The organism is Nocardia sienata NBRC 100364, from assembly GCF_001613205.1.
Lineage (GTDB): Bacteria > Actinomycetota > Actinomycetes > Mycobacteriales > Mycobacteriaceae > Nocardia > Nocardia sienata.
Genome location: NZ_BDBX01000002.1, coordinates 19,790 through 41,742, shown reverse-complemented (window position 1 = coordinate 41,742; position 21,953 = coordinate 19,790). Strand labels below are relative to the sequence as shown.

Below are 21,953 nucleotides of genomic sequence, written 5' to 3'. Positions count from 1 at the left end.
ACTTCTGCGCTGGGGTCAGCGCTGAGGTCGTCGTGGTGGTCTGCCCTCGTGACGCCTCACCGGATCACCACGTCGACGCGTGAACCACCGGCTCTCATGCCCCGCTCCGGGTAGCGTGTGTGACCAGCTGTTCGGCCAGGAGCTCGCGGACCCGGGGAATGACCTGGCTACCGTACAGCTCGACCGAGCGTAGCCGGGCGGTGGCGGAAACAGTGCCGGCGGCGGAGTAGATCATGTCGAACCGGCCCACATCCAGCGCCCGGATCGCCTGGGCGATCTTTTTCGCGACCGTCTCGACCGTGCTACGCAACCCCCTTACGTAGTGCGCAATGCGGCGGCCCGGGCCCGATTATGAGATCGATCTCCTCGCGGTGGAGGTGCCGGCGTTCCCTGAGGCCTAGGGCATCTGCTGGTGACAGTACTCCCGCGGCGCGGTGTGGCCTGGAGTCTTTGTGCCCGGATGTCGTCTGGGATCAGCGTCTCCGATCTGCGGGTGCTGCGAGATCGGATCGAGTTTTCGCTCCGAACGGACGGTGAACCGGCCGAGCCGTCAGCGCAGCCGGGCAGCGAGCCCGTCGAGGAGAATACCGAGCTGCCGTTCGAACCGCCGGTCACCGTCGTCGCGAAGATGCCCGGCGGCCTTGACCAGTTCGGCGCCCTCGCCGAGCCACGCGTCACGTCCGGAGAGCGAGTACCGCGCGGGGTCGCTGCCGGTCGGCCGGCTGCGCTCCTGCTCCTCGATGACGAAGCCGACCACGAAGGCGGTGACCAGATCGAGGGCGTCATCTGCTTCGGCCAGGGAGAAACCGGTCGTGGTCAAGCTCTCGAGCCAGGGTTCTTTGGCTCTCACGACTGCGGGATCGGCGAGGCGCGTACCGCTGAAGATGCGCGCCCCGTCCCGGTGCAGCAGGTACTCCGACCGTAGGACATGCGCGAAGGCGGCTACGGCGGCCCGCCAGTCGCCGCCGCGCGGGATCGCCGCCAGGGAGTCGGTGACGCGGCGCATGACGAATGTGGCCATCTCGTCGAGCAGTTCCTGTTTGTTGCGGACGTGCCAGTACAGGGCGGGGGCCTTCACGTCGAGCCGGGACGCGAGCGCACGGACGGTGAGGGCGTCCATGCCCTGCTCGTTCAGCAGTTCGAGGGCCGCCGCCACGATCTGCTCCCGGGTGATTCCCTTGGCCACGGTTGACACCTTAACAAAGTTCAGGAACAGTGGGCGGCAGCGGAATTTAACTTAGTTAAGGAGTGCGCCATGCGTGCTGCAGTCGTCGAAGCCCCTGACACCACACCTGTCTGCGCCGACTTCCCGGATCCCGAACAGCGGCCCGGCCGGGCGCCGCTGAGGCTCGTGGGCGCGGGTTTGCACCACGTCGTCCGTGGGATGGCCGCCGGTCACCACTACGGCAGCGGCCGGGTATATCCCCTTGTGCCGGGCGTCGACGCGGTGGCCCGGAGCGGGGACGCGCGACTGGTCTACACGGGCTTCGCCCGGTCGCCCTGGGGAACCATGGCAGAATGGCTGGTCACGCCGTTCGAGGTGGAGCTGCCCGCCGGGGCCGATCCGCTCGCGGTCGCCGCCGGGATGAATCCCGCCCTCTCGGGCTGGATGCCGCTGGTCGCCCGGCGCGAGGCGGCGGTCGAACTCGGCACCGTGCTGGTGCTCGGTGCGACCGGCATGTCGGGCGGTCTGGCGGTGCGGGCGGCGCTGTCCCTCGGCGCGAAACAGGTGATTGCGGCCGGGCGCGACCACGACGCACTGGAGCAGCTGCGCTGCCCGGGCGTGGTCACCGTCGCGCTCGCACCCGACGCACCCGGCGCCTGGGCGTCCGCCCTCGCCGCAGCCGTCGCCGAGGCACAGCCCGCCCTCGTCCTGGACTACGTGTGGGGCCCCGTCGCCGAGGCCGCGTTCGCGGCTTTGGGGAGGTCCGGCCCGGACGACAACGGCGTGGCGGTCGACTACGTGCAGATCGGCTCGCTCGCCGGAGCCGAGGCGGTGCTGCCCGCGGCACTACTGCGCAGCCGACGGATCCGGGTCAGCGGCAGTGGCAAGGGCTCGGTCTCGAAGGAACAGATGATCGCCGAGCTTCCCGGCATCCTCGCCCGGTTCGCCGACGGCACCTTCGACGCGCCGTACACCGCGTACCCCCTCAGCCGCGTCGGCGAAGCCTGGGCGCATCAGGGGCGAACCCGGGCCGTCGTCGTCCCGGACTGACCTGGATCGAAGTCGGCAGAAAGGAAGACGGCAATGTGCGCCAGACGCGCACTGGCCGTCGGGCCCGGAATCGCCGGTGTGGCCGCAGCCATCGAGCTGCGGCCGTCCCGGCCGGCAGCAGATTCGGTTTCCCTGGCCGAACAGGAGTGCTACGGCACCTACCTGTGGATTCTCGAACAGGCCACCACGCGAGGTCGAGGAAGCTCCCCGTCGTATAGGAGGCGGCGTCGGAGATCAGTCAGGCGATGGCCTCGGCGACCTCGTCGGGATGGCCCCCACGACCCATCGGCAGGCCGGGCGCGATCCGGTCGACCCGGTCCGGGTCGCCGCCGAACGGCGGTCACGGTCACCCCGGTTGCCGCCGACCGTGCCCGCCATGGCAAACATGTCCAGAGACTTGGTCCTCACGAACCTGCGGAGCATCACAAGGGCATGCACAGAACCGATGCTGGACGGTAGGGGCATGCGATCGGATACGAGCAGAAGCTTTCCGATCCCGCTCGTCTCCCCGGCGACTTGGACTTCACGGCTCAGCGTGCCCGGGTACGGGCCAGGTTCCAGCTGTTCCAGGCGTCGTCGTCGAGCTGGTTGTCGAGCCGGTCGAGCAGGTCGTCGCGGATCGGGGCGGGCAGCCGGTCGAGGGCGGGGACGATATCGACGGACAGACCGGCCAGGTAGTCGACGTCGAGATCTTTGCCGCTTTCCCAGCGGTCGATGTTCTCGGCGGCGACCAGGCCCTCGGGATTCAGTGCGGCAAGGGCCAGTAGTGCGGCGGTCCCCGCCGCGATCGCACTGCGTGGCAGCCACGCCGTCTCCAGGCGCAGAACAGCGATGATCACCAGCACGTAGACGATGCCGAGCCAGAGTTCGCAAGTGCCGACCAGCAACCGCAGCACGGTGAATCCGTACGCGTGCTGGTAAGTCCACATACGCCCGAGCGCGGAGGCGATCATCACCAGCGTGAGCCCGCTCAACGCGCACAAGAGGCCGCGCAACCACAGCCGGTCCACGGCAGTGTCCCGGGCGGCGCGGTGCAGGACGGGCAGGATGACGGCGAGCGTCAGCACGGTGACCGCGGAGAGCTGCCAGAATCCGCCCCGGGCGTACTCGGCGTAGGTCAGGCCGGCGGTGCGCTGCACATAATCGTCCCCACCGAACAGGGCCACCAACTGTGCCCCGAGGAACAGCGCGAACACCGCTGTCAGGGCGCCTACCGGCAGACTCCATTCGGGCCGCGCCAGCGTCCGATTCGCGACTTTCGGCTTCCTGTCGTCCGGGAGCGGGGGTCCGGCGAGCAGGTACAGGGCTCCCAGAGTCCCGATACCCGCTGCTACGAACACCACAACCCATCGAGTCAGTGTGTCACTGTCCATTCGCGGTACCAGACCGTCGATCAGGGCGGCGAACGTGGCGTCGGCGCCGGCCAGTAGCGGTACGAAAACCGCGAGTAATGCCGCCGTGACGGCGGCGGATACCCCGAGCCGCCGATTACGCGTCCCGGCACCGTCGGGCCGCTTTCCCAATGCGGTGTACACCCAGGCGACGGCGCCGACAGACGCCAGCGGAACAGCCAGCGCCTCCCGGAATATCCCGCGCTCGGAACGCCGCCCCACCACCGCAAGCGACCCGGCCACGGCAGCCGCCGCCACGCACAGGACGAACAACCACCCCGCGGCCCGGAAAGTGCCGACCGCCAACAACACCAGCGCCGTGATCGTCCACCACAGGCGTTCCCGGTTCCAGGTCTGTCCATGGTCGGGCCCCGCGATACGACGTGCCCGGCTATGGACCGCACCGACCGCGGCCGCAGCCGCGGAGCCCGCGAGCAACCAGCCGATTCCGGGCCGATCGAGCGGGACGGCCGCCGCCGCGACCAGACCCGCGATTCCCGCCGCGGGCAGGACACCCGCCGGGTAGGCGACCAGGTGCCGGCGTGGTGGAACGGCCGGCGGATTCGGGTGCTCCAGTGCACCTCGAGCGCTCGGTTGCTGCATTTGTATCCGGCTGCCCGGCCCCGAGAGTGCAGCCTCGGGAGTCGGATTCGCGGCGGTGTCCTTCCGCGCGGAGGGCCCCGGGGTTTGAGTGACCGCGACCGGTGCCCCGTATGTGGAGGCACTCGAATTTCCCGCTCTCGCGGCAGGTGGCAGGGCTCCGGCCCGGGCTGTGGTGCCGGCCGGTTCGACTTCTTCGACTGCCACGATCACGTCCGCCGGACTTGCCCCGGTCACCGGACCCGCTGCTTCCGGCTCCCCCGGCTTCGCCGCCTCGGTTGCGGCCTCGGGCTCGCCCGGTTCCGCCGATCGGGTTGTCGTGCCCGACTTCCCCGGGCCGGTCGGTTCGGCAGGGGCTGCCGCTTCGACGCTCTCGGTCGTTTCTTCGGTTTCCGTTGTTCCCGCCGGCTGCGCTGCGTTCTCGGTGGCCGGCGAGGTGCCGAGTTCGGCAGAATCCGTCGATGTCCCCAGGGTCGTCCGTTCCATGTTGTCGTCGTTCGGTTTCGTTCGTCTGGGCATGGAGCTCCTCCTGAAGGCGTGCGTTATCGCCCCGGGGCCGATCGGCGGCCGGGTTGTGCAGTGGGAAAGGTCAGTGGTCGGGGGGCTCGGTGGCCGGCAGGATCACGCGGATCCGGGAGCCGGGGTCGGTGACGGCGATGGCGCCGCGGTGCAGATCGATCACCCAGCGCGCGATGGCGAGTCCGAGCCCGGTGCCGCCGCCGTCGGTACGGCCGCCGCGAGTGAAACGGTCGAAGATGCGCTCGCGCTGGGCAGGCGGTATGCCGGGACCGTCGTCCTCGACATCGATGACGAGGTCGTCGGCCACGATATGGGCGCGGAGGCGGACCTCCCCACCGGCCGGACCGTGCCGGGCGGCGTTGTCCAGGAGGTTCAACACAACCTGGTGGAGGCGAGCGCGGTCGGCGTACACGGTCGCGGTCACCGGCTCGACCTCGCTGCGGAAGCGGATCCCGCGGCCGGACGCGGCCGTCATGACCTCCACCTCGGCCACCACTTCCGCGAAGAGCGGTGCGATGGCGAATTCGCCGCGGTCGAGCGGGACGGCGCCCGCCTCGATACTCGAGATGTCGAGCAGTTCGGAGACGAGCCGCCCGAGCCGTTCGGTCTGCGCGAGAGCCGTTGCGAGTGTTTTCGGATCGGGCTTCGATACCCCGTCCACCAGGTTCTCCAGGATGGCGCCCAGCGCGGTGACGGGGGTCCGCAACTCGTGCGAAACATTGGCTATCAGGTCACGGCGCTGCTGGTCGGCTGCGGCGAGGTCGTCGGCCATCCGGTTGAACGCTTCGGCCAGCTGGCCCACTTCGTCGCGGGAAGAGGCGCGCACGCGGCTCGTGTAGTCCCCGCGCGCCATACGCTGGGCGGCGGCGGTCATCTCCCGCAGCGGCATGGTGATGCCGTGCGCCAGGAACTGCGAGGACACCAGCGCGATCGCCATCGCGGCCAGCGTGGTCATCGGTGGCAGCCAGCCGATCTGCAGGCGGAAATAGCCGAAGGCGAGTCCGCCCGCAAAGGTCATCAGGACGGCCAATTTGAGTTTGATGGAGCGGACCCGATCCAGCGGCCGCGGCAATACCGCCGCCACTCGGTCGGATACCCGCCGCAACCCGCGCACGACCCGGCCCCCGGTGTCGGCGCCGGCGACCGTGTGCCCGCTCATCTGCACTCCAGCGCGTACCCGACACCGTGGACGGTCCGGATCAGATCGGCGCCGAGTTTGCGGCGTAAAGCTTTGATATGGCTGTCGACCGCCCGGGTGCCCGCGGCATCGGCCCAGTCCCATACCTCCTCGAGGAGACGTTCGCGAGCCAGCACCGCGCGGGGCCGCTGCGCCAGCCGGGCCAGTAGATCGAACTCCAGCGGCGTCAATTGGGCTTCGACCCCGCCGCGCCAGACCCGGCGCTGATCGGCGTCGATTCGCAGATCGCCGACCACGGTGATCGTGCCGGGCAGCGCTGCGGCGCGTTCGACCCGGCGCAGCAACGCGTGCACCCGGGCGGTGAGGACTCGCAGGGAGAACGGTTTGGTGAGGTAGTCATCGGCGCCGACGCCGAGACCGATGAGCTGATCGGTCTCATCGGTTCGCGCGGTGAGCATCAGTACCGGCACCGAGCGTTCGGCCTGGATCCGCCGACAGACTTCCAGTCCGTCGAAGCCGGGCAGCATGACGTCGAGGACGACGAGATCGGGTTCGAAAGTGCTCGCGGCGGCTACCGCGGCGGGTCCGTCGTGGGCCAGCGCCACCGTGAACTCCTCGGCCCGCAACCGCGCCGCCACCGATTCCGCAATGGTGAGTTCGTCGTCCACCACCAGGATCCGCCGCGCCACCGCTCCCCCTGCCGGTGCGTTCTGTTCCATGGTCGGGAAGCCTAGCCACCCTGTGTGGAGAGAACAGGCGTCGAATGTGGAGATTCTGTGTGGTCGGGGGCATACCGTCGCGTGGTGTATCTCGCGGCACGACGCCTGCAGCACTCGCTGTTGTGATTCCACAGTCCGTCCGGGGACCGATCCGTGCCGACATCGTAGGTGGTCCGGCGAACGCGACCTCGATTCCGGCCCGTGGTGCCGCCGCCTCCTACGGGGCGGTGCCGGTTCACTCAGTCGGTGGGCGGGCGCGGGCTGCCGAGGTGGCGGGTGAGAACGTGGCCGAGTTGCGGCGTGAGCGGGCCCGCGTGCTCGATACCGAGTTGGGTCGCGAGAGAAACGGCATGCAAGCGGGTCGCGGATTCCAGGAGAGTGGCATAGGCATCTGTTGCGGTGCGGATTCGATACCGGGCCGTTGCCGCGGTGACGACGCCGATCAGAGCCGCGGGCCACCACCAGACCGTCAGCACCGAATACAGGACCGACCAGGCGAGCAGCGTGGTCGCCCGCGCCAAAGCGGTCCGTGCCTCCCCGATCTGGTCTCGGGTGGAATCCGGAAGGATCAGCCAGACCGACGACCATACCGTGGCGAGGTCGAGGTGGTGGTCGCGGTCGAGGCGAACAGCCGCGGCATGTACTCGATCACCGCTCCAGGTGGGCCGTTCCGGCCGTTCCGTCGAGATCCGGTTGCGGGTACGGGCCGCGCGATGCCGGAGCGCTGGATCCGGCCGGTCCGCGGGGTCGGGAGCCAGCGTCTTGCTGAGCTCCCGGCGGTAGACGTCCTCGGCGGTGTCCCAGCGACGTTTGCGCCGGGCAACCGCCCAGCTCGCCGGATGCCGGACCGGCGACGGCCAGGCGGTCCACTCCGTGGCCAGCGCGATGTGTTCGGCAAAGGTTCCGAGGGCCTGCGCGACGAGCCCGACCGCGGCGGCACCGGCCGAGATCGCCACCAGAAGCAGGATTCCCGCGCCCGTGGCGGCAATCGCCGGGTTTTCGGCGTAGGAGGTGATCGTGCGTGCGAGCAGACCCACATCCAGCGCACGACCGTGCCCGAGCACGATTGCGGCACCTGCGACCGCGAGATAGAGGGCACCCGGCAGAACCAGCAGCGACAGCCACTTCTCGGCGAGCTTCTTCGTCAGTTCGCCCCACAACCCGCCCATTCAGGAAAGCCGCTCTCGCAACAACTCCCGCCCGGTGAGGGCGCACCGTGGCGGGTCGTCGTGGACCTCGTCGGCGGTACGGCCCATGCAACGTGCCAGCGGACAGCGGTAGACGACTTCGAGGTGGCGTACACCGATCGGTGTGGCGCTGCGGTGATGTCCGTACAACCCGCGCGCGTCACCGCGGGCCTGTAGTGCGGTGTGGACGGCCTCGAGCGCGACACCGAAACCGGTGGCGCTGCCGGAGCGCACGACGGCGAGCAGACGGTTGAGCGGCGATCCCGGATCGGCTCCGTCATCGCCGAGTACGCTGCGAATATCCTCCAGATGCCCACACAGATAAGCCAATCCGGCGGCGACCCGCCCGGCATCTTGTGACGACGGCAGCAAACAACCCCCTGGGACGACGAGAAATCCGGCAGACGCCACGTGCACGGCCTCGGCGGTGCAGCGCGGCGGTTCGATCATATCGTCGAAGACGTTGTGCTTCAGGCCGTCGGATGACTAGCGTCGATACACATCCGGGGAGGGCAGTATGACAGATCGTGAGCACGACGGTGGCACCGGCGGATCCGGTTTCTTCACCGCCGCCAAGAGTCTCTGGCAGCAGCTGGGCGCGCTGGCCGCCGTCGGTCGAAGCGGCCCCTTCGGCCCACTGGACGCTTTTCGCAACCGTCTGAATCGAGCGAAGACCGTCGCCGAACTGGACGACGCGATCCGCGTGGGCCGACAGCTCGTCGCCGACACCCCGGCCGGCCACCCCGCATTTCCCGGCGTTCGATACCACCTGGCCCGGGCATTGGTATTCCGGTTCGGCCGGACGAATGCGGCAGCCGATCTGGACGAGGCCATCCGGCTCGGTCGCCGGACACTGGATGTCGTCCCGGCCGATGTTCCCTTCCGTACCGTCGTGCTGATAGCCGTCGGGAGCAGCTTGGATACCCGGTTCGAGAACACGGGAGACCTCGCCGACCTGGACGACGCGGTCCTGCTGATGCGGGAAGCGGTCGCCCGCACAGCCGACGGCGATCCCGAGCTCGCCGACAGGACCGACCGACTCGGTGCTGTGCTACTGAGCCGAGTCGCGCGGACCGGGCAACTCGCCGACCTCGACGAAGCGATCGCGCTGGGGCACCGGGCGGTGGCGGCGACGGCCGCGGACGATCCGCTGCTCTGCGTGCGGCTGGTGCATCTCGCCGCGGCACACGCGGACAGGTACGCGCGGACGGGGGCGGCGGCCGATCTGGACGAGGCCATCCGGCTCGGCGAGCAGACCATATCGGCCATGCCCGCGACGCTTCCCGACAGCCTGCGGACCGAAATGCGCCACGTCCTGGGACAGAGCGTGCGGTCCCGTTTCGAGCGGACCGGCGACCGTACCGATGCCGACGAAGCCATTCGGCTCGTACGACAGGCGGTGACCGGCACCCCCGCCGGCGATCCGGGCCGCGCCGACTCCCTGGACACCCTCCGCGGGGCGCTGCTGGGCCGGTTCGAGCGGACCGGGACGATATCGGATCTGAACGAGGCGGTCGAAGCGGGACGACAGGCCGTGGCGGCGAGCCCGGCCGGTCATCCCGATCGGGCCCGGGACCTGTTCGGTCTGGGGTTCACACTGCGCATCCGCTTCGAGCGAACCGGGAACCCGGCCGATCTGGACGAGGCCATCCGAATCGGCCGGGAAGCGGTCGCGGCCACTGTCACCGAGGACCCCGACTACTCCGACCGGGCGAGCAGCCTCGGCCGCGCACTGGTCGATCGGTTCCATCGAACCGGTTCCATGACGGATCTGGACGAAGCCATCCGGATGGCTCGACGAGCTGTTGTCGGCACAGCGGGAGGCAGCACTACCCGAGCAGGCAGACTGACGACTCTGGGGACAGCCCTTCGGAGTCGATACGAACGCAGCGGCAGACGATCGGATCTGGATGAGGCCATCACCAGTCTGCGCGCCGCCGTGGACTCGGCTCCGGCCGGTTACCGCACAATGAACATTCTGCTGGTGAATCTCGGAAACGCCCTGTCGGACCGGTTCGAGCAGACGACCGAAACAGCCGATCTGGAAGCGGCGATCGACTTGTTCCGGCAGTCCGTCGCCGCGACGCCCGCCGATCACCCCGACCTGCCGGCCATGCTCAGCAACCTCGGGTTCGCCATCCGGACCCGCTTCGAACAGACGAGAACTCCGACAGATCTCGACGAGGCCATCGATACCCTGCGGCGAGCCGCGAATATCACACCCGCCGATCACCCCGCGCACGCCCAACGGCTGACCGGGCTCGGGGCCGCCCTGATGATGCGGTACTGGCGAACGGACGCCACGCGCGACCGATACGAGGCCACCACAGCCTTTCTGGACGCACAGCGGTCCACTGTGGCACCGCCGTCGACCCGAATCCTGGCGGCCCGCGCTGCCGCCGACCTGGTCGCGGCCACGCAACCGGACCGTGCGGCCGAGTTGATCGAGCACGCGGTCCGACTGCTTCCCGAGATCGCACCACGGCAGTTGGAACGGTCCGATCAGCAGTACGCCATCGGTCGATGGGGCGGATTCGCCGCCGACGCCGCGGCGCTGACCTTACGGAATCCGGCTGTACCCGAGAGCGATCGGGCGGATCTGGCACTGCGCCTGCTCGAGGCCGGCCGGGCCGTACTGCTGAACCGGACGGTCCAGGTCCGTACAGATACCGCCGAGCTCATGGACCGGCATCCGGATCTCGGTGGCGACTTCGTCCGGCTGCGTGAGCAGCTCGATCGGCCCGACCCCACCCCCTTTCCGGCCGGTTCCGACGACCCGGCGCCGGATCGGCACCGACTGGCACGCGAGTTCGAGGAGGTACTCACCCGCATCCGGGCCCAACCCGGATTCGAAACATTCGCTCTACCACCGTCGACCGGGCAATTGGTCGCGCAGGCCGGCCACGGGCCGGTCGTGGCCTTCGGCATCGGCCGGTACGGTAGCGACGCGCTTCTGCTCACCGCCGATGGAATCTCCTGGCTGCCGCTGCCTGCCCTGTCCGCAGCGGCGGTGCGCGACCGAGCCCGCGCCTTCCGCGAGGCGCTGAACACCGCCGCGCACGGCACCACCGGATCCGAACGGCAAGCCGCGCAACGACAGTTGAGCGCCACCCTGGAATGGCTGTGGGACAACGCAACCGGTCCCGTGCTCGAAGCGCTGGGCTTTCATCGGCCGATTGCGCCCGACCGGTCCGGACCGCGGGTGTGGTGGGCGCCCGGCGGACTGCTGGGCCAACTACCGATCCACGCGGCCGGCTATCACACTCACCCGGCCCGATCCGACCCAGCGACGGTGATGGACCGTGTCGTCTCTTCCTATACGCCCACTGTCGCCGCTCTCGAATACGCGCGTCGCCGGCGCTCGTCCACCGCAGACCTGAACACGCCCGGGCCGGCCCTTGTCGTGGCCATGCCCACGACTCCCGGGATCGACGGCCGGCTGCATTACGTGCTCGACGAAGCCCGGCTGGTCGCCACGCATCTGCCGGGAGCCACTGTCCTCACCGAGCCCGACGATGTAAACGATCTCGGCTCTCTTGCGAGTCCGTCTGCCGCGCAGACAGCCCCGATGACGGCCACTGTGCTGGATCTGCTGCCGGAACGCGCCATCGTGCACTTCGCCTGTCACGCAGCCACCGACCCCGATGACCCCTCGCGCAGTCGGCTGCTGCTACACGATCACGCCACGACCCCGTTCACCGTCGCCGCACTCGCCCCGATCCATCTCGACCGGGCACGGTTGGCGTATCTATCGGCCTGCGATACCGCTATCAGCACCGACACTCAATTGGTCGACGAGTCCATCCACCTCGCATCCGCTTTCCAGCTCGCCGGATATTCCCACGTCATCGGCACTCTGTGGACAATCGACGACGATATCGCGATCCGCATCGCCGACGCCTTCTATACGGCCTTGCGTACCGGGCCCGATACGACTGTGGTCGATATCGGCCGCGCGCCCCACGCACTGCACCACGCTGTCCGTGCAGCGCGCGACACCTTTCCGGCCACCCCATCGCTGTGGGCCGCTCACCTCCACACCGGAGCATGAACCGCCCCGGCGACACCCTGGCCGGCCCACAGTCGTCGGATGGGCAGGTGAACCTGGCCGGGTGGAGACCAGCGCCAGAACGCGAGCACCGGCGAGATCGACCCCGCCCGGTTTGCCGGGCTTTCACATCTTCAGGGGTCGGTGACCAGTCATCCGGGCGTCATCTCGGGTGAATGATGACGCGTCTCCTCTCGATGGCCGACTGCTCCCACGGACGTCGCAGCGCGAAAGTCGCTTCTACCGCCTGTGGTCCGTCGAGAGCCAACTCGAAAACGTGAATTCCGTTTCCTCCCGCTATGCCGGTCTCCAGCCCTTCATAGCGGTCATGAACGAGCCGGAGACCACGGGGGGGATCTGTCAGCGCCCACTCGTATCCACTCGTGGGGATCTCGGGCAGACGCACGGAGGCGATCCCGTGGACAGCGACGACTTCTTCGAGAGGATCGCTCATGGCATACAGATCCCAGCGGACACGGCTTTCTCCATTCGCTCATGCATACCACTTGTGCCAGAGGTGGCTGTCCATCCCTTTGACGAAGCAGTCAATACGCAGGGGCCCCCACGACACAGCTCCGGGTGCGTCGTCGATTACCCCGCCGAGGTTTTCCCAGCCACCCCAGGCTTTGCCGTTCCACCAGAGGTGCCACATGGCATTATCGGTGCCCTTGACGAACACATCGAGCCGGTCTTTGTCCCAGGACGACACGGCCGGGTCGGAGAGCAGAACCCCGCCGAGGTTTTCCCATCCACCCCAGGCATGACCATCCCACCACTTGTGCCAGAGGTGGTTGTCCGTGCCCCGCACAAAGGTGTCAATGCGGTTCGAACCCCAGGACACTGCCGCGGGAGCGCCCGCCAGGCCGCCTCCGAGGTTCTCCCAGCCTTTCCATGTCGTGCCGTTCCACCAGAGGTGCCACATGGCATTATCGGTGCCCTTGACGAACACATCGAGCCGGTCTTTCGCCCATGAGGCGACGGCAGGACCGGATGTGAGGGCTCCTCCGAGACTCTCCCACCCGCGCCAAGCTCTGCCGTCCCACCACTTGTGCCAAAGCTGGTTATCCGTCCCCCGCGCGAAGGTGTCGATCCGATTCGGACCCCAGGAGACCGCTGCCGGTGCACCGACGATCATGCCGGCCAAATCTTCCCATCCCCCCCAGGCTCTGCCGTTCCACGCCACGTGATGCATGTGGCTGTCGACGCCTTTCGTAAAGATATCCAGCCGATCAACCGCCCAGGATGCCACTGCGGGGCCCTCGGTGAGGATCCCCCCGAGGTTCTCCCACCCGGACCACTTCCGCTTGCTGGATGCCGGAAGGACGACGCCCTCGACACCCCACATCGGGAAGCGATTGAGTTCACCGTCCGCGTCTCGGTCGTCGCTCGTAGCGTCGATGCCGCATTCGCCGTACCCGATACGGAAGAAGCCCTTGTGCCCCCAACTGGTCCCCCAAGAATTCTTGGCGATCCAGCATTGCTGTGCGTCGTCGTAGCCGATGATCTGGACGCAGTGGTATCCCCGAGATGCTCCCGAAACATGTCGGTACACACCAGTTCCGACCATGGAGAAGTCGGCATAGACCTGGAAACATGCGGAGACCGGCCCGCGGGTGGAGATCCAGGCTTTACGCTCGGCCATCGTGACCAGTTACGTGTACCCGGTGATCTTGTACGCCCTATCGTCGCGGTCGGTACATGCCTTGCATGACGGCTTGGGCGGCTTACTCGCATCGAATGCGGTGAAGTAGGGGAAACAGGCGTCATCAGCCACGCCGCGACTCTTGACCGCTTCCAGAGCTTTCGACGGCCACCAACCACCGCAATTCGCACCATGACTCGAGCAGAAGTGCAGGTCGGCCTCCGACAGATCCACGATCGTCCCGGGATTTTTGATCGCCACGGCCGATTCCACGCACGCACAGGCGCCGAAGGACACGCACGAACCGCAGTCGCGTTGGTCCTTCACCGATGTCACGAAATTCCGTCCACCGACATTGCGCCAGTCGAAAGCTGGAGGGGCACCTACCCCGATGTCGGCAACCCTCTCCCTGGCCTCCGCATTGGCGGCCTCGACGTCCGCGCGGTCGACCACTACGCCGAGCAGGTTGCTGAAATCGCCCTCGCTCAACATGCTGACGGTGGTGGGAACCGCTTTCCACCCGGCCCCTCTCCGTTCGATCTCTCTGTTCAGTTCGGCAAAGTCGATGTTCGGCATATCGGTTTCTCCTCACCGGGTGAAGGACAGGCCGCCCGCGACGGCCGCCGGAACCAGAAGCGGACGAGCCGAGACAGAGCCTGCAGTCCCGCGTGCCGTATAGACGCCCGAGAAATGCACCTACGCCTATGAAGCCGAATTCCGGCGCGGCTGCGAATCGACGCGCTACAACGACCTCGATGCTAGAAGCGAATGCACCCGGACCGAACGCGTAGCGTACTACCTGTTCCGCCGACACCGGCCGAGGATCGGGCCGGCTGCCTCGTCTTCGTGATGATCGGCGGGCGATATCGACGAGTGGCACCTGTCATGGCCTCGACGTCCCGCGGGATGTAGTGCCGATCCCTGCATGGACCGTGTCGTCGGCGGAGGTCGTAGTACCCGGCGCGGCGTCGGACCACACCCGCTGACTATCGGAAGCATCCAGGTTTCCGGCCTCCGGCTTATACACTATTCGAACGGCCGGCTAGTCAACCGGGGACGCACCGCGCCGCCGTCGCATGTGGTCTCGGACGGCCGGTGTGCTCATCGGCTACTCAGATCAGCTCGGCGAGTTGGTCGCGATCGGCGGCATCGAGTTTGATGCAGGCTCGGTAGATATGGCCTTCGATCGTGCGGACCGAGACGCACAGTCGCTCCGCGATCGCACGGTTGGACAGTCCTCGGCCGATGAGCGCGGCGATCTCACGTTCGCGTTCGGTGATCGGTAGCGGGCGGGCAGCGGCCGTGATCGCGGGCGACCCCGCACCGCCGCACTGAGCGGCCAGTGCCATGGCGCGGGAGACAGCGCGGGCGCTGGGCCGACGTTGTCCGGCGTGGTCGTAGATCAGAACCGCCTGCGCCGCCGCGTCGGCGGCGGCCAGCAGGAAGCCTGCGGACTCGAACTCCCGGCTGACCGCGGCAAGTGCGCAGGGGTCCGAATTCGCCAGGGCGGCGGCATGGCGGGCGTAGGTCGCCGCCGCCCGGCCCTGTACCCGGTCGGCGATGGCCGCGAGCCGGGCGGCAATGGTGCGATCGCCGAATCGGGTGGCATGATGGAGCGCTTCTGCTTCCAGCGCGTACTGGCCTGCGGCGTGCGCCATATCGGCGGCTTCGCGAGCCAATTCCACCGCCGAATGCGGCCGCTGTTCGGCAGCGGCGAGCCAGGCCCGGGCGATCACGCGCTGCGGTTCGTGCAGGGCCATATGGGGTCCGCTGTGTTCGTCGGCGTCGGCGAGAACCCGTTCCGCGTGCTCGACCTCGCCCAATGCGGCGTAGGCGCGAGTCAGCAGCAGTCGCGCCGGCAGTTTCCAGGGTAGTGACGTTTCCGCGTTGAGTGCTGCCAGCGCTTGCTCGAAGGCGGTGATCGCAGCACGGAATCTGCAGCGGTACGTGGCCACGGCACCGACCGCGATGCGCGCGATCGCCCAGCCGACGAACTGACCGGCCGAGGAGAACTCCCGGTATTCGGCCGCGCGCTGCTCTGCCAGGTCGAAATCGCCGAGGATGGTCAGGGCGAACACATCACCGTAGCCGACCATCGCCCGGATGATGCCGTCGGTGGACTTCCGCTGGGTCCGGCAGCGCGCCCCGATCGGCGCGAAGTCGGCGCCACGCCCGACGACCGGCAGCGCCAGACCGAGGGTGAACGCGGCAAAATCGACGGCCTGGCGCGGTGAATTCGAATCGGCGAGAACCCGTTCAGCGGCTTGGATGCCGGCGTCGACACGGTTCTCGTGCACCGCCATCGCCGCCGCCACCGCGTCGACCGTCAGGCGCAGGGCCGGACGCGCGACCCGCGCGCGGAGTACCTCCACCAGTTCGCGGGCGTGTTCGATATCGCCCAGTGACCAGAACTGCAGACTCGCCCGCACCATGCCCCACTGCACAAGTTGCAACGGATCGAGACGGTCAGGGTCGAAGCGGGCCAGGATCTCGTCGGCCTGCTGTGGTCTGCCCTGCCACAGCAGCGCCCGGGAGAGCAGTTCGGCTGCGCGCAGGCCACCGCCGCGTTCGCACGCCGCACGCGCGAGCGTTTCACCCAACGGCAGGTTGGACAGGGACACGGCATCTTTGGCGGCGTCGATCAGTAATGCGATATCGATCGGACGATCGCTGTCGACGCACAGCCGCGCCAACCGGATCCGGTGCGCGGGGGTGCCGAGATCTCGGTTGCGCAATGTCTCGACGAGCCGTCCGCGCCGGGCGCGCGCGGCGGCAGCGCCGACCCGACGGCGTACCACTTCACCGAGCAGTGAATGACTGAACCGGATGTCGACGGCCCCATTGCGCCGGCCGACCCGGATCAGCCCGGTGGTCTCGGCGGCCGCCACCGCATCCTGACCGACCAGCTCGCCGAGGATGTCGAGGTCGAGCGGCTCGTACACGGCCAACGTCTCGAGCACTTCCCGCACCGGCCCGCCCGCTCTGGTCAACCGTTCGTCGAGCAGGGCGACGAGTCCCGAGGGCACCGCCGTCGGGCCCCGCAGTTGCCAGACGCCGTTGACATCGGTCAAGGTGCGTGCCTCGACGGCACCCTCGACCAAATTGCGCAGAAACAGCGGATTGCCCCCGGAGGATTCCCACATCACATCGGCGCTGAGCCCCTCCAACACCCCGCCCAGGACGGTCTCGACGAGTTGCGTGCACTGCCGTTCGGTGAACGGCCCCAGTTCGATGCGTTCGAGGTAGCCGTCCTTCCACAGGGAGGTGACCGCGGCGGGCACGGGTTCCCCGGCACGAACGGTCGCCACGATGCGCGCGCCGCGGTCGACGGCGATCTGGTGTACCAGCGTCGCGGAGAGCCTGTCGAGCAGGTGCGCGTCGTCGACGCCGAGCACCGTATCGGGCCCGGTGAGCATATTCTCCCGTGCGGAACGCAGGAGCGCGAGCGGGTCGCGTGATGCCGCGGTGACGACCCAGGGTGCGAACGCACCCAGTGGGATGGCCTGTGACGAGGCGGTGCAGGCCGCCCACCGCACCGGTTCGTCCAGCGCGGAGGTGACCAGGCGCGCCAGCGTGGTTTTGCCGACGCCCGCAGCACCGACCAATACCGCACCGCCGGTGTCGCCGTTCGTCAATGCCGCATGAACGGCATGGTATTCGGCGGGGCGCTCGAGCAGCTGCCAGAGTCCGCCCATGCAAACAAAGTGTAGTTCTCGTCCGGCCTCGTCACAACGAGCCGATCATGATACTCCAACGGTGCCGCTGCAGTCGCGGGCGGAACCTGCTACAGCGCCCAGCGCTTCGTGTCGACTGTGCTTTTCGGCGCTGTCGGCGGACGTCGCCCGCGATTCGAACACACGACCCGATCACGTATCGCACTACCCGCGCGCAACAGCGGGCCAGGGGCGAAGCTGATCATCAGGGCGTCTGTACACGGCGGTACGCACGTGTCAAGACGACAGGAAGGTCTCGGGTGAGCACGCCGATCCACATCAGGGTGAACCTGGACAGAGAGGGCGCGGGCGCACTGGACCCGCTCGGTGGCACCAACCTTGCTGGTGTCACTGCGGGTCACTCCTGCCGACGGCGAATCATCGGCGGATCTGCTCATGCGCGCGCTCGAAGCGCAACGCGAACTGGAGGAGGCCTTGCGTACCTGCGGCTTGCGGCAGACAGCCGGCCGGTCCAGGACCGAACAGGTACTGACCGCTCTGGTGGCCGCACGCTCCGGGCACGGCGCGTAGACCCTGTGCCGACTATCCCACCGTCCTGGACGGCCTACCGGATTCGCCGTCGGAGCCCGGGCCCGCGCCTCGCGGGGCTCGGCCGGACTCACCGTCGGCTCCCAGGCCCGTTCCGCTCGGCACCCTGCTGCATTCACCGTCGGTGCCCCTGTTCGCGAGCGAGCGGGCCGCCGCGGGACGGCTTCTGAATTTTTGCGGAATCCCGGCGAACTCCGGGTCCTCCAACGCACGCTCGGTCAGTTCGTGCCCGAGTGCTCGGTATGCCTCGAAGTCCCATTCGCTGTACAGCTGGTCGCTGGTGGAGGTGAACGGGAAGTCCGGGTGCGCCCGACTGTAGTTCTCCAGGTCCCAGGTCAGGTCGGCGACCAGCTGAGATCTGAGGTAGTAGAGGTCGGTGGTCGCGCCGTCGAGGTGCCGGACGATCCCGTACGCCCATGCTCGCGAGGCCCGCTGCTCGTCGACAGGAAGCATCGGTTTCAGATCCAAGGAGATCTCGGTGCAGTGGTCCATCCTGGCTGTCGCGATGGCTTCGGCGAGCGCACAGAAGCGGTCGTCGGAATTACCGCTGGCATCGAGAACGAACACGGCGGCCGGCCGTCTGCGCAGCGCCTCGGCCAGCCCGAGGTTGTCGTAGTGCCCACCGTCGGTGACGTAGAGCCATCGGTCGTAGAGCGACGGGTGACCGAACGCCTCGCGCAGGAGGCGATACGGTCCAGGCTTGTCCGCCCAGCTCTGCAGCGCCGGGAATGCCGTGCTGATCCTGCCCTGCGGCGGCGGCTGCCAGTACGGGTTCGGCAGCCATACCCCCAGGCGTGCGTTGAGCAGGGCCAGCAGAATCCGCACCGGCCGCGTGCGTGCGCTCTCCCGGCCGGTCAGCGGGCTGAACGCAGCGCCACTGATCGCCATCGCGGCAGGCACGGTCACGTCCCGCCACCGGTGGTCGGCCTGCTGTTCGTAGGCCGCCGTGGGTCGACGTCCGTCCTGGGTGAGCGCCCGGTCACCGACGACACCGGTGGAATCGGAGTCGAAGATGAACGGTACGCAGCCCCGGCCCGCCGGGACGAAGGCGACGTCGTCGGCATTGGCGGAAGCCGCGATGACGAGCCGGGGCCCGTCGCGGACCGCTCGGCCGTATTCGGAGTACCGGAGCGCCGTGCTGTACGGCAGCGGCACCGCCTGCCCGGATCGTTCGTCTTCATCGGCCAGGAACGCTTGCGACAGCGCCTCCCGGTAGTAGGTGTGCAGCGAGGTGCGGTTGGCGTCGGTGAACACTTTGATCGCGGCCGCAATGACGATCACCCCCCACGCCAGCGACCAGTCCGAGCGCGCGTTCGGCGTGGTCGCAAAGTAGGTCGTCCACCGCAACAGCAGGATCGCCACCACCGCGATGATGAGCGCGCTGCCCAGCCACGGGGCGATCTGTTTGCGGACCACCCGTAGGACCAGCCCAGACCATCCGGTGGCCTTGGATTGGGTGTGCAGCCCTTTCCAGGCCGATCGTCCCAGGCCCAGCAGGGCCACCAGCGTCGCGCCGAAGGCCAGCACCCCGGTGCCATCGGGGTGGACGAGTCCGGCCAGCAGTGCCAGCAGTGTTCCGTTCTGCTGCGCCGACACCATATCCAGCAAGTACAGTGCTATCGGAACACCGGCTAGCAGCACAACCGAGGGCACCCCGACGACGAGCAGCAGCCGCGACGCCTTCGCGAAGATATTGCGCATCGTGTCCGGTACCGATCCCAGCCGATCCCATGCTTTCTCGACGAAGAACACCGCCGCCGTCAAGGCGAACGGACCGAGCGCAACCGCTGGGTACCAGTACCCACCGGCAGGTACGAGCTGCAGTTCCAGACGATCACCGGTGCGCAGGAGCACCTCGAGGTCGGCGAACAGCCAGCCCAGCCACCAGGCCACCGCGAGCAGGGCAATACCCACCAAGGCGGCGTTCACAGCGATTCCGTAGAGCAAGGAGAACACGGCACGGAATTTGTCGGTGCCGTGCGGCATGAGATAGCGGGTCCGTCGGCGCAGGTAGGCCAGCTCCGACGATTCGAGGGCAAACGGATTGCCGGAGGTTTGGTGCAGGTCGACGTTGCGTTGCAGGATGTGCATGGCCGCGGCGATATAGCCGCCGCCGCTCACCCCGACCACCGCCTCGGCCGCCCGGTACTGGCCGTGTCCGCGCAGCACCTGCAATGCCCCGAGGCAGAACGAGGCCGACCGTATCCCACCGCCGGAGCAGCAGAGGATCAGTCCCTCCGGTCGCTTGGGGTCAATGACCGTCCGCGCATAATGGGGTTGAGGTTCGCCACCGCCCGCGAGCCGGCTCCTGAGGCCCCTGTACCAGATGGATGCGGTCACCCCCATAGCCAGCAGAAGACCGATGATGTGCGTGAGCGCCTGCAACTCCAACAGCGTCGAGGTGGTGCCGCCACAGGACGGCGGTTCGGCCGCCAGCCGCTGTGCGAGGTATATAACGATCCCGATATCGAGGACCACCAGCAGGAACGTGATCTTGAAGACCCGGTGCGCAGCCCGCTCGTGGTCGTGCGGGCCGTCCCGGTCCAGTTTCAGCGCGCATATGTAGGCGTAGTACCGGTAGGCCGCGATCGGCGCGGCGACGGCCATCATGGCGGCGACGAACAACCCGAGCGATCCCGCCGTGTGACATTGCTGCGGTTCACGGTGCCCCATCGGTAGTGCCATCGTGGCCTGCACCACGACGAGGAACACCACGAGACCTGCGGTGTAGGCGAAGACCTTTCCACGGCCGACCTGTTCGATCGTCGCCAACCCCGAGGTGACGTAGTCTCCACTCGCCCGGACTGCCGGCGGGTGGGGCTGCCCGTCGGTACTCATACACCGACACTAAGTACGCCTGCGATGCGTCGACACGAGTAGTCCGCTACCTCATTCCGGAGCGCCGTGCCGACCTCGTGCGATACCCGATCGCGTGCGCGTAACAAGGGGACGCGGCGAAGAAAACAAGCCGAAAGGCGCCCGCGACTCGGCCGCCGGGAAAAGCCGACCTGCTCGGGCAAGCGAGATGCGCAGTGGCCGGCCTCCCAGCCGACCGTGGTCGGAGGTCATCACGGTGACCGCGTTCGCTGCCCGCCGAATCGCCCGCCGTCGACAGCGAACGCGCCGGTATGGCTGGAAGGTAGCTTCTCGATCTCTCCGCGCGGTTCCCAGAAACCTTACAGCCGAGGTCCAGCATCCTCACTGGATCGACATCGAGTATCGGCAGTAATGAACCACCGAGTGTCACTTCGAGGGAGGAACAGTAATGGCCCGCATACCCGAACCCACCAATACTTCCGCCGGACCGACATATGAAGGGCGCCTGCTCGACCGCCCTGCCGAAGATATTGTCGATCAGGGTGCAGGCTTCGATATCGCCACCCTCGTCACCCGCCGCCGGGTTCTGAGTGTCGTCGGTGCCGGAGCCGGCGCATTAGCGCTGGCCGCCTGCTCGAACACGGACAACGCCGGAAATTCGACCGCATCGGTGACCGCCGCGAGCGAGATCCCCGAAGAGACGAACGGCCCGTATCCGGCAGACGGCACGAACGGAGTGAACATACTCGAGGAATCGGGAATCGTCCGGAGCGACATCACCTCAAGCCTCGACGGCGGCACCACAGTCGCCGGGGTCCCGCTCTCGCTCACCTTCACCGTTACCGATATCGCCGCCGACAACAGTCCCTTCGAGGGTGCTGCCGTGTACGCCTGGCAATGCGACGCGGTGGGCCGGTACTCGATGTACTCCGACGGTGTCGAGGACGAGACGTATCTCCGCGGGATTCAAGTCGCCGATCCCCAGGGCAAGGCGACCTTTCGGACCATCGTCCCCGGCTGTTATCCCGGCCGCTGGACCCACATCCACTTCGAGGTCTATCCCGACGTCGATTCGGCGACCAACGCCGAGAATGCGATCGCGACATCGCAGGTCGCATTCCCCCAGGGCATGCTCGAGGAGATCTACCAGCTCGATACCTACACGGGATCTGCGCAGAACCTGTTCCAGATCGGCAGCGTAGACAACGACGGCATCTTCGGTGACGGCTACGACCTGCAGATGGCGACCTACTCCGGCGATGCCGTCTCCGGCTACGCCGGATCGCTGGCCGTCGCGGTCGACACCACCACCGAGCCCGCGGTCAGCGCTCCCGGCGGCGGACAACCCCCGATGGGCAACGGCGGTCCCCCCGCGGGCGGACCGCCGGAAGCCGGCTCGACAAGCGCGAACTGAC

15 protein-coding genes and 1 pseudogene are annotated in these 21,953 nt (G+C 67.9%); 4 read left to right on the top strand and 12 right to left on the bottom strand.

The annotated features are described in order from the left end of the window. Window positions 1-94 precede the first annotated feature (94 nt). Window positions 95-310: a hypothetical protein gene (locus tag NS4_RS00665; protein ID WP_063057498.1), complete on the bottom strand. Its 216-nt coding sequence runs from the start codon at window positions 308-310 to the stop codon at window positions 95-97. A gap of 240 nt (window positions 311-550) precedes the next feature. Next, window positions 551-1,186: a TetR/AcrR family transcriptional regulator C-terminal domain-containing protein gene (locus NS4_RS00660; protein ID WP_063057497.1), complete on the bottom strand. Its 636-nt coding sequence runs from the start codon at window positions 1,184-1,186 to the stop codon at window positions 551-553. Between the two features lie 69 nt (window positions 1,187-1,255). Between NS4_RS00660 and NS4_RS00655 the strand changes: the two genes are divergently transcribed. Then, window positions 1,256-2,215, top strand: a complete 960-nt coding sequence (locus tag NS4_RS00655) for a zinc-binding alcohol dehydrogenase family protein (RefSeq protein ID WP_063057496.1) — start codon at window positions 1,256-1,258, stop codon at window positions 2,213-2,215. 530 nt (window positions 2,216-2,745) lie between these two features. Here NS4_RS00655 and NS4_RS00650 read toward each other — a convergent pair. From NS4_RS00650 to NS4_RS00630, 5 genes are all read right to left on the bottom strand, one after another. Further along, window positions 2,746-4,209 carry a DUF4153 domain-containing protein gene (locus tag NS4_RS00650; protein ID WP_169811710.1) on the bottom strand — a complete coding sequence of 488 codons (1,464 nt, stop codon included), beginning with the start codon at window positions 4,207-4,209 and terminating at the stop codon, window positions 2,746-2,748. A gap of 586 nt (window positions 4,210-4,795) precedes the next feature. Next, a complete protein-coding gene (locus NS4_RS00645) occupies window positions 4,796-5,743 on the bottom strand; it encodes a HAMP domain-containing sensor histidine kinase (protein WP_439955749.1) in 948 nt (315 codons plus the stop codon). Window positions 5,744-5,880: 137 nt separating this feature from the next. Further along, window positions 5,881-6,582 carry a response regulator gene (locus NS4_RS00640; protein ID WP_084486417.1) on the bottom strand — a complete coding sequence of 234 codons (702 nt, stop codon included), beginning with the start codon at window positions 6,580-6,582 and terminating at the stop codon, window positions 5,881-5,883. 239 nt (window positions 6,583-6,821) lie between these two features. Beyond that, the gene (locus NS4_RS00635) at window positions 6,822-7,751 is read right to left on the bottom strand and encodes a hypothetical protein (RefSeq protein ID WP_063057495.1); all 930 of its coding nucleotides are present in this window, start codon (window positions 7,749-7,751) and stop codon (window positions 6,822-6,824) included. Continuing rightward, window positions 7,752-8,219 carry a hypothetical protein gene (locus tag NS4_RS00630; protein ID WP_063057494.1) on the bottom strand — a complete coding sequence of 156 codons (468 nt, stop codon included), beginning with the start codon at window positions 8,217-8,219 and terminating at the stop codon, window positions 7,752-7,754. A gap of 67 nt (window positions 8,220-8,286) precedes the next feature. On the opposite strand from NS4_RS00630, the gene NS4_RS00625 reads away from it, so the two are divergent. Beyond that, window positions 8,287-11,820, top strand: coding sequence for a CHAT domain-containing protein (locus NS4_RS00625; RefSeq protein WP_063057493.1), 3,534 nt, complete (start codon window positions 8,287-8,289; stop codon window positions 11,818-11,820). A gap of 160 nt (window positions 11,821-11,980) precedes the next feature. On the opposite strand, the gene NS4_RS33765 is transcribed toward NS4_RS00625, so the two are convergent. The 4 genes and pseudogenes from NS4_RS33765 to NS4_RS00610 form a co-directional block, all read right to left on the bottom strand. After that, entirely contained in the window at window positions 11,981-12,271 is a 291-nt protein-coding gene (locus NS4_RS33765; protein ID WP_084486414.1) for a protease inhibitor I42 family protein, read from the bottom strand. A 39-nt stretch (window positions 12,272-12,310) separates the two neighbouring features. Then, complete coding sequence (locus tag NS4_RS33065; RefSeq protein WP_063057575.1) at window positions 12,311-13,162, bottom strand: DUF8189 domain-containing protein; 852 nt, start codon at window positions 13,160-13,162, stop codon at window positions 12,311-12,313. 57 nt (window positions 13,163-13,219) lie between these two features. Continuing rightward, window positions 13,220-13,951 (bottom strand): annotated as a pseudogene (locus NS4_RS33060) (C1 family peptidase); the annotation flags it as partial. A gap of 620 nt (window positions 13,952-14,571) precedes the next feature. After that, complete coding sequence (locus NS4_RS00610; RefSeq protein ID WP_063057491.1) at window positions 14,572-17,154, bottom strand: helix-turn-helix transcriptional regulator; 2,583 nt, start codon at window positions 17,152-17,154, stop codon at window positions 14,572-14,574. A gap of 345 nt (window positions 17,155-17,499) precedes the next feature. Between NS4_RS00610 and NS4_RS00605 the strand changes: the two genes are divergently transcribed. Next, on the top strand, window positions 17,500-17,703 hold the full coding sequence (locus NS4_RS00605; RefSeq protein WP_157105818.1) for a hypothetical protein: 204 nt from the start codon (window positions 17,500-17,502) through the stop codon (window positions 17,701-17,703). A gap of 12 nt (window positions 17,704-17,715) precedes the next feature. Here the strand turns inward: NS4_RS00605 and NS4_RS00600 are convergent, their stop codons facing one another. Further along, window positions 17,716-20,559 (bottom strand): patatin-like phospholipase domain-containing protein, encoded by a 2,844-nt coding sequence (locus NS4_RS00600; RefSeq protein WP_063057489.1) that lies wholly within the window; start codon window positions 20,557-20,559, stop codon window positions 17,716-17,718. Window positions 20,560-20,986: 427 nt separating this feature from the next. Between NS4_RS00600 and NS4_RS00595 the strand changes: the two genes are divergently transcribed. Further along, the gene (locus NS4_RS00595; protein WP_063057488.1) at window positions 20,987-21,952 is read left to right on the top strand and encodes an intradiol ring-cleavage dioxygenase; all 966 of its coding nucleotides are present in this window, start codon (window positions 20,987-20,989) and stop codon (window positions 21,950-21,952) included. The last annotated feature ends 1 nt before the right edge of the window (window position 21,953 follow it).

What these genes read in the sequence shown, in the direction of transcription:
- NS4_RS00655 (WP_063057496.1), top strand. Translation starts at nt 1,256, where the DNA reads ATGCGTGCTGCAGTCGTCGAAGCCCCTGACACCACACCTGTCTGCGCC.
- NS4_RS00650 (WP_169811710.1), bottom strand. Translation starts at nt 4,209, where the DNA reads ATGCAGCAACCGAGCGCTCGAGGTGCACTGGAGCACCCGAATCCGCCG.
- NS4_RS00645 (WP_439955749.1), bottom strand. Translation starts at nt 5,743, where the DNA reads ATGACCTTTGCGGGCGGACTCGCCTTCGGCTATTTCCGCCTGCAGATC.
- NS4_RS00640 (WP_084486417.1), bottom strand. Translation starts at nt 6,582, where the DNA reads ATGGAACAGAACGCACCGGCAGGGGGAGCGGTGGCGCGGCGGATCCTG.
- NS4_RS00635 (WP_063057495.1), bottom strand. Translation starts at nt 7,751, where the DNA reads ATGGGCGGGTTGTGGGGCGAACTGACGAAGAAGCTCGCCGAGAAGTGG.
- NS4_RS00630 (WP_063057494.1), bottom strand. Translation starts at nt 8,219, where the DNA reads ATGATCGAACCGCCGCGCTGCACCGCCGAGGCCGTGCACGTGGCGTCT.
- NS4_RS00625 (WP_063057493.1), top strand. Translation starts at nt 8,287, where the DNA reads ATGACAGATCGTGAGCACGACGGTGGCACCGGCGGATCCGGTTTCTTC.
- NS4_RS33765 (WP_084486414.1), bottom strand. Translation starts at nt 12,271, where the DNA reads ATGAGCGATCCTCTCGAAGAAGTCGTCGCTGTCCACGGGATCGCCTCC.
- NS4_RS33065 (WP_063057575.1), bottom strand. Translation starts at nt 13,162, where the DNA reads ATGTGGGGTGTCGAGGGCGTCGTCCTTCCGGCATCCAGCAAGCGGAAG.
- NS4_RS00610 (WP_063057491.1), bottom strand. Translation starts at nt 17,154, where the DNA reads ATGGGCGGACTCTGGCAGCTGCTCGAGCGCCCCGCCGAATACCATGCC.
- NS4_RS00600 (WP_063057489.1), bottom strand. Translation starts at nt 20,559, where the DNA reads ATGAGTACCGACGGGCAGCCCCACCCGCCGGCAGTCCGGGCGAGTGGA.
- NS4_RS00595 (WP_063057488.1), top strand. Translation starts at nt 20,987, where the DNA reads ATGGCCCGCATACCCGAACCCACCAATACTTCCGCCGGACCGACATAT.